Source organism: Aquimarina addita (assembly GCF_039539305.1).
In the GTDB taxonomy this organism is placed as follows: Bacteria; Bacteroidota; Bacteroidia; order Flavobacteriales; family Flavobacteriaceae; genus Aquimarina; species Aquimarina addita.
This window is the reverse complement of record NZ_BAABCW010000006.1, coordinates 178,408-191,738: the sequence shown is the minus strand read 5'-3', so window position 1 is coordinate 191,738 and position 13,331 is coordinate 178,408. Positions and strand designations below refer to the sequence as shown.

The 13,331-nt window shown below is 32.6% G+C and carries 14 protein-coding genes and 3 tRNA genes; 13 read left to right on the top strand and 4 right to left on the bottom strand.

Annotated features, from left to right (window positions below; all coding sequences use genetic code 11):
* Positions 1-8 precede the first annotated feature (8 nt).
* Positions 9-779 (top strand): hypothetical protein, encoded by a 771-nt coding sequence (locus ABD816_RS09760; protein WP_344926869.1) that lies wholly within the window; start codon positions 9-11, stop codon positions 777-779.
* A 340-nt stretch (positions 780-1,119) separates the two neighbouring features.
* Positions 1,120-1,668, top strand: coding sequence for a hypothetical protein (locus ABD816_RS09755; protein WP_344926867.1), 549 nt, complete (start codon positions 1,120-1,122; stop codon positions 1,666-1,668).
* A 178-nt stretch (positions 1,669-1,846) separates the two neighbouring features.
* Here the strand turns inward: ABD816_RS09755 and ABD816_RS09750 are convergent.
* The 3 genes from ABD816_RS09750 to ABD816_RS09740 form a co-directional block, all read right to left on the bottom strand.
* A tRNA-Arg gene (locus tag ABD816_RS09750) sits at positions 1,847-1,920 on the bottom strand.
* A 55-nt stretch (positions 1,921-1,975) separates the two neighbouring features.
* A tRNA-Pro gene (locus ABD816_RS09745) sits at positions 1,976-2,050 on the bottom strand.
* Positions 2,051-2,071: 21 nt separating this feature from the next.
* Positions 2,072-2,160 (bottom strand) — tRNA-Ser (locus ABD816_RS09740).
* Between the two features lie 280 nt (positions 2,161-2,440).
* On the opposite strand from ABD816_RS09740, the gene ABD816_RS09735 reads away from it, so the two are divergent.
* Complete coding sequence (locus ABD816_RS09735) at positions 2,441-4,036, top strand: hypothetical protein (protein WP_344926865.1); 1,596 nt, start codon at positions 2,441-2,443, stop codon at positions 4,034-4,036.
* A gap of 4 nt (positions 4,037-4,040) precedes the next feature.
* Here the strand turns inward: ABD816_RS09735 and ABD816_RS09730 are convergent, their stop codons facing one another.
* Entirely contained in the window at positions 4,041-5,282 is a 1,242-nt protein-coding gene (locus tag ABD816_RS09730; RefSeq protein ID WP_344926863.1) for an NAD(P)/FAD-dependent oxidoreductase, read from the bottom strand.
* Between the two features lie 102 nt (positions 5,283-5,384).
* On the opposite strand from ABD816_RS09730, the gene flxA reads away from it, so the two are divergent.
* The 10 genes from flxA (at position 5,385) to ABD816_RS09680 (ending at position 13,330) form a co-directional block, all read left to right on the top strand.
* The gene (gene flxA, locus ABD816_RS09725; RefSeq protein ID WP_344926861.1) at positions 5,385-6,914 is read left to right on the top strand and encodes a flexirubin biosynthesis tyrosine ammonia-lyase FlxA; all 1,530 of its coding nucleotides are present in this window, start codon (positions 5,385-5,387) and stop codon (positions 6,912-6,914) included.
* A gap of 133 nt (positions 6,915-7,047) precedes the next feature.
* Positions 7,048-7,779, top strand: coding sequence for a flexirubin biosynthesis SDR family reductase FlxB (flxB, locus tag ABD816_RS09720; RefSeq protein ID WP_344926859.1), 732 nt, complete (start codon positions 7,048-7,050; stop codon positions 7,777-7,779).
* Positions 7,780-7,785: 6 nt separating this feature from the next.
* Positions 7,786-9,003: a beta-ketoacyl-[acyl-carrier-protein] synthase family protein gene (locus ABD816_RS09715; RefSeq protein ID WP_344926857.1), complete on the top strand. Its 1,218-nt coding sequence runs from the start codon at positions 7,786-7,788 to the stop codon at positions 9,001-9,003.
* A gap of 25 nt (positions 9,004-9,028) precedes the next feature.
* Positions 9,029-9,274: a phosphopantetheine-binding protein gene (locus ABD816_RS09710; RefSeq protein ID WP_344926997.1), complete on the top strand. Its 246-nt coding sequence runs from the start codon at positions 9,029-9,031 to the stop codon at positions 9,272-9,274.
* A 9-nt stretch (positions 9,275-9,283) separates the two neighbouring features.
* Complete coding sequence (locus ABD816_RS09705; protein WP_344926855.1) at positions 9,284-10,180, top strand: lysophospholipid acyltransferase family protein; 897 nt, start codon at positions 9,284-9,286, stop codon at positions 10,178-10,180.
* A gap of 158 nt (positions 10,181-10,338) precedes the next feature.
* On the top strand, positions 10,339-10,794 hold the full coding sequence (locus ABD816_RS09700) for a hotdog family protein (protein ID WP_344926853.1): 456 nt from the start codon (positions 10,339-10,341) through the stop codon (positions 10,792-10,794).
* Between the two features lie 73 nt (positions 10,795-10,867).
* Entirely contained in the window at positions 10,868-11,314 is a 447-nt protein-coding gene (locus tag ABD816_RS09695; RefSeq protein WP_344926851.1) for an acyl-CoA thioesterase, read from the top strand.
* On the top strand, positions 11,311-12,456 hold the full coding sequence (locus ABD816_RS09690; protein WP_344926849.1) for a beta-ketoacyl synthase N-terminal-like domain-containing protein: 1,146 nt from the start codon (positions 11,311-11,313) through the stop codon (positions 12,454-12,456). The genes ABD816_RS09695 and ABD816_RS09690 overlap by 4 nt, the downstream gene beginning before the upstream one ends.
* Complete coding sequence (locus tag ABD816_RS09685) at positions 12,453-13,067, top strand: 3-oxoacyl-ACP synthase (protein ID WP_344926847.1); 615 nt, start codon at positions 12,453-12,455, stop codon at positions 13,065-13,067. Before ABD816_RS09690 ends, ABD816_RS09685 begins: the two co-directional genes overlap by 4 nt.
* Positions 13,068-13,072: 5 nt before the next feature.
* A complete protein-coding gene (locus tag ABD816_RS09680) occupies positions 13,073-13,330 on the top strand; it encodes a phosphopantetheine-binding protein (RefSeq protein ID WP_344926845.1) in 258 nt (85 codons plus the stop codon).
* The last annotated feature ends 1 nt before the right edge of the window (position 13,331 follow it).

Below are 13,331 nucleotides of genomic sequence, written 5' to 3'. Positions count from 1 at the left end.
ATATTGTTATGAATATATTACCCTATTACATGATTGACTTTAGTGCAGCGGGATGCTTATTTGAAATAAGAATCAATGATTACCCTGTAATTACACAAAATGTAAAGGGTCAGGTGTCAACATATATACCTATTAATTATGCTGTTCTAGAAAGTGGTGAACAAACAATAACGGCTACTCTATTACCTGTCCTTGGTGAGACTCAGCTAAGTCCTAAAGCATATCTTACATTTAAAATCATGCTTTTTGATGTAACAAATGATTTTGTTTTTAAGAATCAGTTAGCTGAATTTAATTTAGAACCTAAAAGTGATCAGGTTTTACCTCTTTTAAAACAAAATGATATTTTTGAAGCAGAAGTACCATATTGTTTAGACGCTTGGCAAGATGGTATTAACCTTAATGATGTAAAAGATGTCAAACAAAAACTTATTGAAGCATATGTAGCACTAGGCAGTAATATAGAAAAAGGTCAATACAATTTATTTATGGATAAGATAAATAAAAGAGAAGTAAATATGGCTACTTCTATGTATTTGTCAAAAGATGAAACTAAATCTAGAGTTTCAGAATTAATTTCAGATTTTGAAAATGGTTTTGAATTAATGCCGTTAGAAGAGGCAATTATTAACTTTTATGCTAACGGTAAGGCTGTTGCTTTGAAAAAAAGTAATGGGGAATCTGCTTTGTATTTGTTTAATAAAAAAACAAAACAAGAATTAATGTTGGATATAACTTTCTATATCCCAGAAGGGAAATCGGAATTCGAAGTAATTTAGGATTTGTCGACAGAATTATATAAAATTATAATTAGAACTCAATGAGTTTAATATAAATCGAAGAAATGGTTATAGATTTATTGTGAAATAATAGACTGTTTAATCTTAAATGTTCTCAATTTTTTTTGAATGATTCATTTTATTTAACAAAGGCTTTTTAACAAGATTAATAGGTGTAATTTGCTTTATGTTTTTATAAAAAAGAACCTTTTGAACAACTTTTTTTAGATTTTGATTTTTATTATTCCAAAGAGAATAACTAATTTGAGATTATTTGATGAAAAGTAACAAATAGGTTGATTGCAAGCAATTAAATATGATTTAATTCAAAAATATTATTATGAAAATCAATAAAATAAAGAATATAACCTTTATATTTTTGATGCTTTTTGCAATAACAAATATCGAAGCTCAATTCGATATTGAAGAAACAATGAATGAAGTTTTGGTTCTTGATAAGGTAATTGAGACAAGCAATCCTAATTTAATGTATGACCATACGTTTGATATAAAAAAGTACACAAAAAATGGTAATAATTATGAAATTAATTCATATTCCAATAAAAAATTTAATAATAAGATAGCGTTATTTGGTATTGTGGTCGAATCCTTTCAAGTAACAATTGTTAATGATATAATTTTATTTATAGAAATAGATTTAGAATTTAGTAATTCTAATGTAGAACATATACAAAGTGAGTTTACTAAATATTTTGGTCAATATGTTGATGAAGTCTCAAAAGTAAAAGGAAGTCAACGAAAATTGTTTTATAACAAAGATCGATTAGGCTTTTTTATCAATGCTTTTTTGGAAACTGATCTCAATGATGGTGATCTTACTATTGGATATGTAACCAAGGAATATATAGATTTATCCTATGCTAAATAGCACATCTAATTATCCTCATATTTGTTATTCCACGCGAAACTCAGTGTACTTCAAACAAATTAAATTTTTCCTTAAACATGACAATTGAGCTTGATCCCCAATGATCTCCCTTGATCCTTTATTTAGGGGACAAGACAATATTAAACAAAAAAGCCCCACTATATAGTGAGGCTTTTTGTGAGCCCGATAGGATTCGAACCTATGACCGCCTCCTTAGAAGGGAGGTGCTCTATCCAGCTGAGCTACGAGCCCGTAACTCTGAAAAAATAGATCGTCATACTTAAAAGCATAACGATCTGCTATTCTGTCGGGGTGGCAGGATTCGAACCTGCGACCTCCGCGTCCCAAACGCGGCGCGATAACCGGGCTACGCTACACCCCGAAACGATTATCAAAAAAATAGCGGAGAGACAGGGATTCGAACCCTGGGTACCCTTTAAGGGGTACGACGATTTAGCAAACCGTTCCTTTCGGCCACTCAGGCACCTCTCCTAATAATGTTTTATGAACTTCACATTGTAGTATTCCTAAATGCGGATGCAAATGTAACTTTTATGATAATATAAAGCAACATTTTTTTGTCATTATTTTTGATTTGTAATAGTATTTTTTTTAAAAAGTTGAGAATCAGTTTTTTCTTATTATATAAATTTTAAACTATTTTTTTAGAATATTAAAAATATACCTAAGAATTAAGGTTTTCATCAAGAATGCTATATTTGTGTTGCTTGATTTTATGATAATATTGTATATTCCAATAAAATTTCAGAAAATGAAAAACAACATTCTTTTATTCATAGTATTTATTACAAGTGTATCTATATACGCTCAAAAACCTGTTTTGTCAGAAGATTTTACTTTTGAGATGGGAGAAAAATATAAAAGAATTAAAAGTTATAATACTTATAATATAGCTTCAGGAAACAGAATGGTTTCTATAAAGAAAGGAAGAACGGATATGACGATCCAGAGGTTTACTTTAGATGATTTAAAGGAAGATATCAAAAGAAGGCAGATTATAGAGGATAAAGGAGAGTTTCAGACAGTTATGAAAATGGGAAATAAGGCGGTAGTGTTTTATACTTCAAAAGATAGAGCATTCGCACAAAATATTTCTCTAACAGGTAGTATTGCAGAGAAACCCATACTTGTAGGTAGTGATAGAGATAATGTTGCCAGAGATTGCGGTTTTAAAAGTACATACGGTTTTGATGCCGGAGGAAGAATTAATCAATTTGTTTTCAAAAAATCATTTGATGAAACTAAATTATTAGTATTATTTAGAGTGAAAACAGCAAACGATAAATCTGATGAAATAGGGATTAGCGTATATGATGCATCATTAACTCCCATATGGCAGAGAAAAGTAAGATTACCATATCCAACAGCACAGATAGAAAATGAAGATTTTACTATCGATAATGAAGGAAACTTTTATATGACAGCTTCGATTTTTGGTAAAGATTCTAATGATAAAGACAAACTAAAAGATTCATTTAGAACAGAGGTCTTTAAAATTATGGAAAATCCAAAGGATATTACTAAAAGTACAATCGATATACCGGGTAAATCGGTTCTGGATGCTGTAATTGGTTTAGATAAAAATGGTAAAATAAGGGTGTCTGGTTTTTATGTAGATAATGCTGATAAAACAGAGGCTTCTGGCATCTTTTCTGCCAGATTAGATACTACAGGTATAGTTAAATCAATAATTAAAAATGATTTTCCTTCAGAAAAGGTACAGCAATATGCACTCGAAAGAGAAGAACGTGTTAATGAAGGAACACAAAAAGCTAAGGATAAAAAGAATTTTGAAGACTTAAAAGTAAATGATATAGTATATACAGCTGATGGGAGTATGGTATTATTAGGAGAACAGCGATATGTTGAATCTTTTACCACCTCTAGTTCCTCTGGATCCAGGACTACATATACTTATTTTTACAGAGATATTATTGCATCTAAGTTGACAGAAGATGGTACCATAGCCTGGTTTCATAAATTACCTAAACATCAAATTGCTACCAGAGGTAAAAGTAGTTTGTCATATTATAATTTTAAGAGAAATAATAAGCATTACCTGTTTTATATAGATGATTTTACTAATCTGAAACGATCTTTTAATGAAAATCCAACACGGTATTTTGATGGTAAAAAAGAGTTTTTATATCTGACATCATACACGATTGATGATGCTACTGGCGAAGTGATAAAAGAGCCAATTCTCACAGGTAGTGATATTAGAAATGCACGTCTTGATTTGCTGGAAGTTACTAAAGTAGGGACTCCTTCTAAAAAAGATATGATCTTTGAAGCCTATGATGGTAAAAAAAGTAACTTATTGTTAAAGGTTTCTGTTGAAGAATAAAATTTTATTTCAACATATTTTCCTCCATTTCAATCATTTTTGCTACATTTCTGATAATATGTTTGTGTTTACGAACAAAAGGGTTCGTTTTATCCCATACATATCCGGCTAATACAGCACATATTTGTTCTTTAAAGACTTTGTTGGGTTTGTCATGTAACATGATCTTCTGTAAATTTCCTGTATACCATTCTTTTACATAAGTTGCAAAAACATGAACACCCTCTTTCATATAATCAACAAAATCAGACTGCCAATCTACTTCTTCATTGTGTAGTTGTTTAATTACTAATTTTGCCGCAAGTAAACCGCTTTCTGTGGCAAATGAAACACCAGATGAAAATACAGGGTCAAGAAACTCAGCGCTATTACCAGTGAGTACAAAACCATCTCCATATATTTTTGTTACATTTTTAGATATATTCTCTACTTTATGGGGTTCGAATAAATAGGGGAGATCTTCAAATTGTGTATTATAATAAGGCGAAGTTTTCATCATTTGTTGAAGTACTTCTGTATGATTTCCTTTAAACTGATGTATCCATTGCATAGGACCTACAAAACCAATACTTGTTGTGCCATCAGAAAATGGGATGTACCAAAACCAGACGTTGGTCTCTATAATTTCAAAAGTAATTCTAGTACCCTCATTTCCTTGTGGTCGTCGTATATCTTTTACGTGTGTAAAAATGGAACCATGTTTTGCAATCTTTGGAGGAGCTTCTAATCCAAGTTGTCTGGCAATAACCCGCCCGAAACCGCTGGAATCAATAATGAATTTAGCATAAATCTCTTGCTCTGTACCATTTGCTTGTCTCACTGTTGTTACTGAGTTGGAACCATTAAAAACAACTTTTGTTACTTCGGTTTCAAAATTTACAGATACACCTTGTCTGATCACTTCATCAATTAATGTTTTGTCAAAATGAGCTCTAGGAACCTGCCAGGTCCAATCCCAACCATCTCCATGTTTCTTACTAAAATCAAAATTTCCGTGTACATTATTTTTAATAAATCGAGCTCCCTTCTTTTTCTGATATCCCTGTTGCATCAGACATTCTAGTAAACCAGCTTCTTTAAAATTATCCATGCATCTGGGAATTAGACTTTCTCCAATCTGAAAACGAGGAAATTTAGTTTTTTCAACAACTTTTACATTGATCCCGTGTTTGTTTAGGTATGCAGCCGTAACACTTCCTGATGGACCTGCTCCAATAACCAATACATCTACATTTTCTTTTTTCATATAATTTTAAAGGTATATTAAATACACTACATTTGACCTTGATAAAAATAAATTCTAAAGTTTTATTTTTACAATATATAGAAAAAAATTACTTGCTACCTAATGCTGATATCAAAAGAAAGATTAGAGATAAAAGATTTTCTTAGTGTTATTTTTAATAATGAAAAAGTACAAATAGATAGATCTGTTTTTGAAAGAATTGATGAAAGCCATACCTTTTTATCTCAATTTTCAGAAAATAAAGTGATTTATGGGGTCAATACTGGTTTTGGTCCTATGGCTCAATATAAAATTGCAGATGAAGATAGGATCCAACTTCAATTGAACCTGATTAGAAGTCACGCATCTGGAGTGGGCAAACCTATGGAGCCAGCGTATGTAAAAGCACTGATGCTGGCAAGATTGAACACACTGTCGTTAGGTAAATCGGGAGTACATAGATCTGTTATTACTGGTATACAAGAGTTAATCAATAAAAAAGTAACACCCCTTATCTTTGAACACGGAGGTGTAGGCGCTAGTGGAGATCTGGTGCAATTGGCACATTTAGCTTTAGTATTACTTGGAGAAGGAGAGGTATTCTATAAAGAAGAAAAAAGGAATACAGCCGATGTTTTTAAAGAATTAGATCTGCAACCGATAAAAATAAAGTTAAGAGAAGGCTTGGCAATTATGAATGGTACTTCTGCGATGACAGGAATAGGAATTATAAATGTAATTAATGCACAAAAATTATTGGACTGGTCTATCTGTTGTTCCTCTGCAATTAATGAAATTGTAGCTGCGTACGATGACCATTTGTCTCAAGAATTAAATCATAGTAAACTCCATGTAGGACAACAGGAAATTGCAAAAAAAATGAGAAATCATTTAGCAGACAGTAAACTTACACGAGATCGTAATGAGTATCTGTATTCAGATCAAAACGGAGATACTTATTTTAAAGAAAAAGTACAAGAATACTATTCATTGCGATGTGTGCCTCAGATTCTGGGGCCTGTATTTGATACCATCCGAAATGTAGGGAAAATTTTAATAGAAGAACTGAACTCTGCTAATGACAACCCTATTATTGATGTAGAAACAAAGCATGTATATCATGGAGGTAATTTTCATGGTGATTATGTTTCTTTGGAAATGGATAAATTAAAGTTAGTGGTTACTAAATTATCCATGTTAGCAGAAAGACAGTTAAATTATCTGTTGAATTCAAAGTTAAATGAGATACTACCTCCATTTGTTAATCTAGGAAAATTAGGACTTAATTTTGGAATGCAAGGCATTCAGTTTACAGCGGTTTCCACGACAGCAGAAAATCAAATGTTATCTAATTCTATGTATGTTCATAGTATTCCAAACAACAATGATAATCAGGATATTGTTAGTATGGGTACGAATGCAGCAAATATGACTAAAACCGTTATTGAAAACACCTTTGAAGTTTTAGCTATAGAATTAATGACAATTGTACAGGCATTAGAATATCTGGATTTTGATGATAAATTATCAGTCAAAACTCAGGAAATAGTTACAGAAATCAAAAAAATAGTTCCGCCATTTACTAAAGATTATATCACCTATCCTTTTGTACAAAAGGTGAAAGACTTCTTGAAAAATAATGAAGTTTATTAGTTTTTTAATAGATTAGATCCTGTCAGTAGTTAAAGTTGTTGATATTTTTTCGATATTGTTAATTATGTATTAATTTGGAATAGTAATTGCTGCTTAACAGTCGCAGTACATAATATTAAATTAAAGAGTTTAGATGAAATACGCCCTAGTTACTGGTGGATCCAGAGGAATAGGAAGAGCAATAGCCATAAAATTGGCTACAGAATTAAAGTATCCTGTACTTGTCAATTATTCAGCTAATGATGAGGCAGCCATGGAAACTAAGAAGATTATTGAGGAAGCTGGAGGGCAGTGTGAATTATTAAAATTTGGTGTAGAGGATCAGGAAGTAGCACATTCGGTATTAGATACTTGGACAGGTAAGCACCCTAATGATATTATTGAAGTGATTGTCAATAATGCTGGTATAACTAAAGATGGGTTATTTATGTGGATGAAACCAGAAGATTGGAGTGCTGTATTAAAAGTGAGCTTGGATGGTTTTTATAATATAACAAATCATTTAATTCAAAAAATGCTGACCAATCGATATGGACGTATAATTAATATTGTTTCTGTATCAGGTGTTAAGGGAACACCTGGTCAGGTTAATTATTCTGCCGCAAAAGGTGCACTCGTAGCTGCGACAAAAGCATTGGCTCAGGAAGTTGCTAAAAGAAAAATAACGGTGAATGCAGTTGCACCAGGTTTTATAAAAACAGATATGACTGCAGATATGGAGGAGAAAGAACTAAAGAAAATGATTCCTGCCAATCGTTTTGGAGAAGCAGAAGAAGTAGCAGATTTAGTGACTTTTCTATCTTCTAAAAAATCTTCATATATCACAGGTGAAGTAATTAATATTAACGGAGGTATTTATTCATAATAATATATGCGTAGAGTTGTAATTACTGGGATGGGAATTTATTCTTGTATTGGCGTCAATGTAGAAGAAGTTAAAGAATCATTGTATCAGGGAAAATCAGGAATTGTATACGACCCCGCTAGAAAAGAGTTTGGATACAGGTCGGCATTGACTGGTACCGTGCCTAAACCGGATTTAAAAAAAGAATTGAGCAGAAGACAGCGTGTTAGTTTTGGAGCAGAGTCTGAGTATGCATATATAGCATCTACACAAGCATTTAATCAGGCTGGAGTAGATCAGGAATTTTTGGATACGAAAGAAATAGGGGTATTATTTGGTAATGATAGCACAGCAGCATCTGTAATGTCTGCAATTGATAAAATAAGAGAAAAGAAGGATACTACATTAGTAGGCTCTGGTGGCGTATTTAAATCCATGAACTCTACAGTGACTATGAATTTATCCACCGTTTTTAAACTAAAAGGGATTAATTTTACCATAAGTGCTGCTTGCGCTAGTGGGTCACATTCTATAGGGATGGGATATTTATTAATCAAGCAAGGCTTGCAGGATTATGTGTTGTGCGGTGGGGCTCAGGAGATTAACAAGTATGCTTTTGGAAGTTTTGATGGGCTGGGTGTCTTTTCGGTAAATGAAGATAATCCGGTAGAAGCCTCTAAACCGTTTGATGCTAAAAGAGATGGATTGGTCCCTAGTGGAGGAGGTGCCGCCTTATTTATGGAATCTTATGAAAGTGCAGTAAAAAGAGGAGCTACGATATTAGGTGAAGTGATTGGATATGGTTTTTCATCAAATGGAGAACATATTTCAACACCTAATCAGGAAGGACCAGCAAGAGCTATGAAAAGAGCTGTAGAACAAGCTAATATATCACCTGGGGATATTGATTATGTTAATGCACATGCAACTTCAACTCCTATCGGTGACAGAAACGAGGCAAAGGCAATTCACGAAGTTTTTAGAAACTCGAATCCATATGTAAGTTCTACTAAATCCATGACGGGTCATGAATGCTGGATGGCAGGAGCTAGTGAGATTGTGTATTCTCTTATTATGTTAAATAATTCATTTATAGCACCTAATATTAACTTAGACGTTCCTGATGAGGATTCGGCTAAGTTAAATTTGGTAAAAGAAACGGTAGATGAAAAAATTGATGTATTTTTATCAAATTCTTTTGGATTTGGCGGTACAAATTCTGCAATCGTAATTAAAAAGATTTAGCATTAGGAAAACTACGTAAAAGATGATGGAAACAAGTGTAATTGTCAAAAAAGTAGATCATTTTTTGATAGAAGAATTTGAGGTGGAGCCAGAAGACATTGTGGTTGATGCCAGCTTAAAAGATACTTTAGATCTGGATAGTCTGGATTATGTCGATCTCGTAGTTGCCATAGAGGCTACTTTTGGTGTTAAATTAATAGGAGATGATTTTATTGGTGTAGAGAGTTTTCAGGATTTTTATGACCTCATAGAACGTAAGGTAAATATTTAAACACGATTAATGACCCAATGGGAAGGTAAGTCTAAAGGAACACCTTTAGGATATAAAATATTCATTTTCTTTATTAAGAATATAGGATTGAATGCCGCCTATTTTATTTTATATTTTGTTGCAGCTTACTTTATTGTGTTCTCCTTTTCAACCACAAAAACAAGTTATTATTTTTTTAGAAAAAGACTAAAACAGTCAGTTTCTTTAGCTCTTATTAATGTGTACCGTAATTATTTTGTGTTTGGTCAAACTCTGATCGATAGAATGGCTATTTCTTTTGGATTAAAAGATAAGTTTACATTTACACATGACGGAAGAGAAAAAATACGACCCTTTTTAGAAAAAGGAGAAGGAGGTATTATTTTTAGTGGTCATATAGGAAGTTTTAATATTGCTCGTTACTTTTTTGATGAATTTAGTAATCTTGATATAAAAGTGAATATGGTAGTGACAGATCAGGAACACGATCAGATTAAAGAGTTTGTAGGAGCAGTATCTTCCAATACATACATGAAATTTATTGTTTTGAAAGAAGACATGTCTCATATTTTTGAAATGAATGCAGCACTTTCTAATAATGAAATACTCATATTCGCAGCAGACAGATATGTAGAAGGAATCCAATCACTGGAACATAACTTTTTTGGTGAAAAAGTAAAATTTCCTCTTGGACCTTATAAATTAGCAGCCAGAAGAAAAAAACCGATTCTTTTTATGTTTATTATGAAAGGAAAAGGTAAGCGATATGACCTATATGCGCTGAAACCAGTATTAGAGGAATTACCGGTTCAACCTGCCCATATCGTGAGTGAATATTGTAAAAGTATGGAAATGATGGTACGTAAATATCCTTTGCAATGGTTTAATTTTTATGATTATTGGGATGATTTTTCTAAGGATTCGTAGAGAGGTATTGAGATTTTCTTCATTAATATAGGTTTAGTAATCTCATTTACAGTGTTATATTAAATGATAGGGGTAAAAAACCTTTTTTTAAATATTATAGGGCGAGTTACATATGAGACAACTGAGTTTAATTTGCTATTTTTATTTCATTTAGATGTATGAGTAATCGATTAGAACAAGCGATACTGGATAAAGAATTTATCAAACGATTAATACCTCAGAAAGATCCTTTTGTGATGGTGGATCGATTGTTATATTTTGATACAGACACTCTTACTTCGGGATTAGAAATTACTACGGATAACATTCTGACTGATGGCGATAATTTTTCTGAAGCAGGTTTACTGGAGCATATGGCACAAAGTACTGCTTTATATAGAGGATATCAGGGGTATCAAAACGAAGGAGCCAATACCACACCCAAAATTGGTTTTATAGGAGCGATTAAACATGCAACCATCTATATGTTACCAAAAATAGGAACTACATTAATAACAACCGCCAAGATCATTGCAGAAGTAATGCATGTTACGCTGATCGATATAGTGGTAAAAGATACAAATGGGACTATCATTGCTTCTTCACAAATGAAAACTGTAGTTACAAATGCATAAAGATAAAATACAGGATCATTAGTTTTGTTTATTGGATATTTTATTAGTACTATCATACTTGTTACAGTAGATTATGAAAAGAAAAAAACGGTTGAAAGAAGTAGAGACCGATATAAAACATACACACGAAGTACGGGTACGGTTTAATGACTGTGATCCGCTGAATGTCGTCTGGCACGGTATATATATAACGTATTTTGAGGAAGGACGTGAAGCATTTGGTCGTAATGAAGGGATTTCATATTTAGATGTAAAAGCAAATGGGTATGTAACACCAATAGTCAGTTCTGGTTGCCAACATAAATTGCCGCTTACTTATGGGGATATTGCTACAGTAGAAACTATTTATGTAGATAGTCCGGCAGCAAAGATAATTTTTAGATATAAAGTATATAACCAAAAAAAAGAATTAGTTTGTGTAGGAGAAACAGTGCAGGTATTTATTGATGATAATGGGGTGATGTCACTGACGATTCCTCAATTTTTTATGGATTGGAAACATCGGGTAGGGTTGATATGAGAAAAGTATATATGATTTCTGATGCGATTATCTCACCTCTTGGTTTTTCTACAGAGGAAAATATACAAAATCTACGTCTCGAGACTACAGGTATTAAAGAGATTAATGATGCCCGGCTATGGTCTGAACCATTCTATGGAGCACAGATTCACACAGAAAAATTAGAAGAAGCATGGAGTGTGGTTCCTATCAAACAATCTTACACCAGATTAGAAAAAATGATGATTCTATCGGTCATTAAATTGATAGAAGAAAATCCATACTTAAATATGATGAAGTGCGGAATCATTATTTCTACAACTAAGGGAAATATAGATGCTTTGAAGGATCAAAATAGAAAAGAATATTTAGACAGTATTGCCAAAACAATCCAACATCATTTTAGCTTAAAAACTAAACCTATAATTCTTTCTAATGCTTGTATATCCGGAGGGTTAGCACTTGCAGTCGGTAAGCGAATGATTCAATCAGGAGAAGTAGATGATATGGTAGTTATTGGCGGAGATATATTGTCAGAATTCACACTATCCGGTTTTTTCTCCTTTCAGGCAATAAGTAAAGTTCCCTGTAAACCTTTTTGTAAAAATAGAACCGGAATTAGCCTTGGCGAAGCTGCCGCAGCTGTTTGGATAAGTTCACGATCTACTATCAATACTGCTAATGGTAAGGAAGCTATAATTATTAGCGGAGATGCGTCTGCAAATGATGCCAATCATATTTCTGGACCCTCACGTACAGGAGAAGGATTATATATTAGTATTCAACGTGCGTTGAAAGAAGCGGGATGCAAAAGTAAGCAGATTGATCATATCAATGCACACGGCACTGCTACCATGTTTAATGATGAGATGGAGGCAATTGCGTTTAATAGAGCGGAGTTACAGCATACACCTGTAACAAGTCTGAAAGGGTATTATGGACATACGCTGGGAGCATCTGCATTAATAGAAAGTATAATAGCAAAGCATTGTCTTCTCAATAATGAATTATTTGCTTCTTATGGGTTTGAAGAACTAGGCGTTTCTCCATCCATAGATATTGTAAGGGTACATAGAAAACAAGAAATACGAACTATTTTAAAAACAGCTTCTGGTTTTGGAGGATGTAATGTAGCATTAGTATTAGAAAAAGTTACAATTTGATAAAAGAAACATATTATATATCGGGTTGGTGCACAATCAGAGAAGGTACTGTTTGTAAAAATGGTACTCTTTATTATAAAGATTCTGATGCTGATACAGCAAAAGATTTTGCTAAAGGACTATACGCGTTTATGAATTTGAAATATTCTAAATTTCATAAAATGGATTCATTATGTAAGCTGGGATTTTTGGCATCAGAATTGTTATTAACAGACAGGAAAGATATACATCAGGATACTGCATTAGTAATGTCAAATAAAGCATCAAGTCTGGATACGGATAGAAGCTATCAGGAATCGATTAATGACCGTGCTAATTTTTATCCTTCTCCGTCAGTATTTGTATATACGCTCCCTAATATTGTGATGGGAGAAATTAGTATTCGACATCATTTAAAAAGCGAGAACGCTTTTTTTGTTACAGATTATTTTGATGCATCTTTTCATACAAAGTATGCAAATATACTTCTTAGCACTAAAAAAGCGAGTCAGGTCATTTGTGGTTGGGTAGATTTGGATACTGATAAATATGATGTATTTTTGGCTTTAATAGCTAAGAAAGGAAAGAAAAAATTAACACAATCTTCATTACATAAAATATACAATCAATAAGTAGTATGCCCGAATTAAAAGAAGAACTAAAAGAGAAATTAATTACTCAATTAAGCCTTGAAGATATCGAAATTGGCGAAATAGGAGATAATGATCCATTGTTTGGATCAGGATTAGGATTGGATTCTATTGATGCACTAGAGCTTATTGTAATGCTTGAAAAAGATTATGGGATTAAGTTAAAAGATCCAAAAGAAGGTAAAGCTATTTTTGAATCTATTACGGTGATGTCAGATTATATTATTAAAAATCGCACAAAATAAT

Coding starts and splice junctions, on each gene's coding strand:
- ABD816_RS09760 (WP_344926869.1), top strand. CDS start 9: ATGAATATATTACCCTATTACATGATTGACTTTAGTGCAGCGGGATGC.
- ABD816_RS09755 (WP_344926867.1), top strand. CDS start 1,120: ATGAAAATCAATAAAATAAAGAATATAACCTTTATATTTTTGATGCTT.
- ABD816_RS09735 (WP_344926865.1), top strand. CDS start 2,441: ATGAAAAACAACATTCTTTTATTCATAGTATTTATTACAAGTGTATCT.
- ABD816_RS09730 (WP_344926863.1), bottom strand. CDS start 5,282: ATGAAAAAAGAAAATGTAGATGTATTGGTTATTGGAGCAGGTCCATCA.
- flxA (WP_344926861.1), top strand. CDS start 5,385: ATGCTGATATCAAAAGAAAGATTAGAGATAAAAGATTTTCTTAGTGTT.
- flxB (WP_344926859.1), top strand. CDS start 7,048: ATGAAATACGCCCTAGTTACTGGTGGATCCAGAGGAATAGGAAGAGCA.
- ABD816_RS09715 (WP_344926857.1), top strand. CDS start 7,786: ATGCGTAGAGTTGTAATTACTGGGATGGGAATTTATTCTTGTATTGGC.
- ABD816_RS09710 (WP_344926997.1), top strand. CDS start 9,029: ATGGAAACAAGTGTAATTGTCAAAAAAGTAGATCATTTTTTGATAGAA.
- ABD816_RS09705 (WP_344926855.1), top strand. CDS start 9,284: ATGACCCAATGGGAAGGTAAGTCTAAAGGAACACCTTTAGGATATAAA.
- ABD816_RS09700 (WP_344926853.1), top strand. CDS start 10,339: ATGAGTAATCGATTAGAACAAGCGATACTGGATAAAGAATTTATCAAA.
- ABD816_RS09695 (WP_344926851.1), top strand. CDS start 10,868: ATGAAAAGAAAAAAACGGTTGAAAGAAGTAGAGACCGATATAAAACAT.
- ABD816_RS09690 (WP_344926849.1), top strand. CDS start 11,311: ATGAGAAAAGTATATATGATTTCTGATGCGATTATCTCACCTCTTGGT.
- ABD816_RS09680 (WP_344926845.1), top strand. CDS start 13,073: ATGCCCGAATTAAAAGAAGAACTAAAAGAGAAATTAATTACTCAATTA.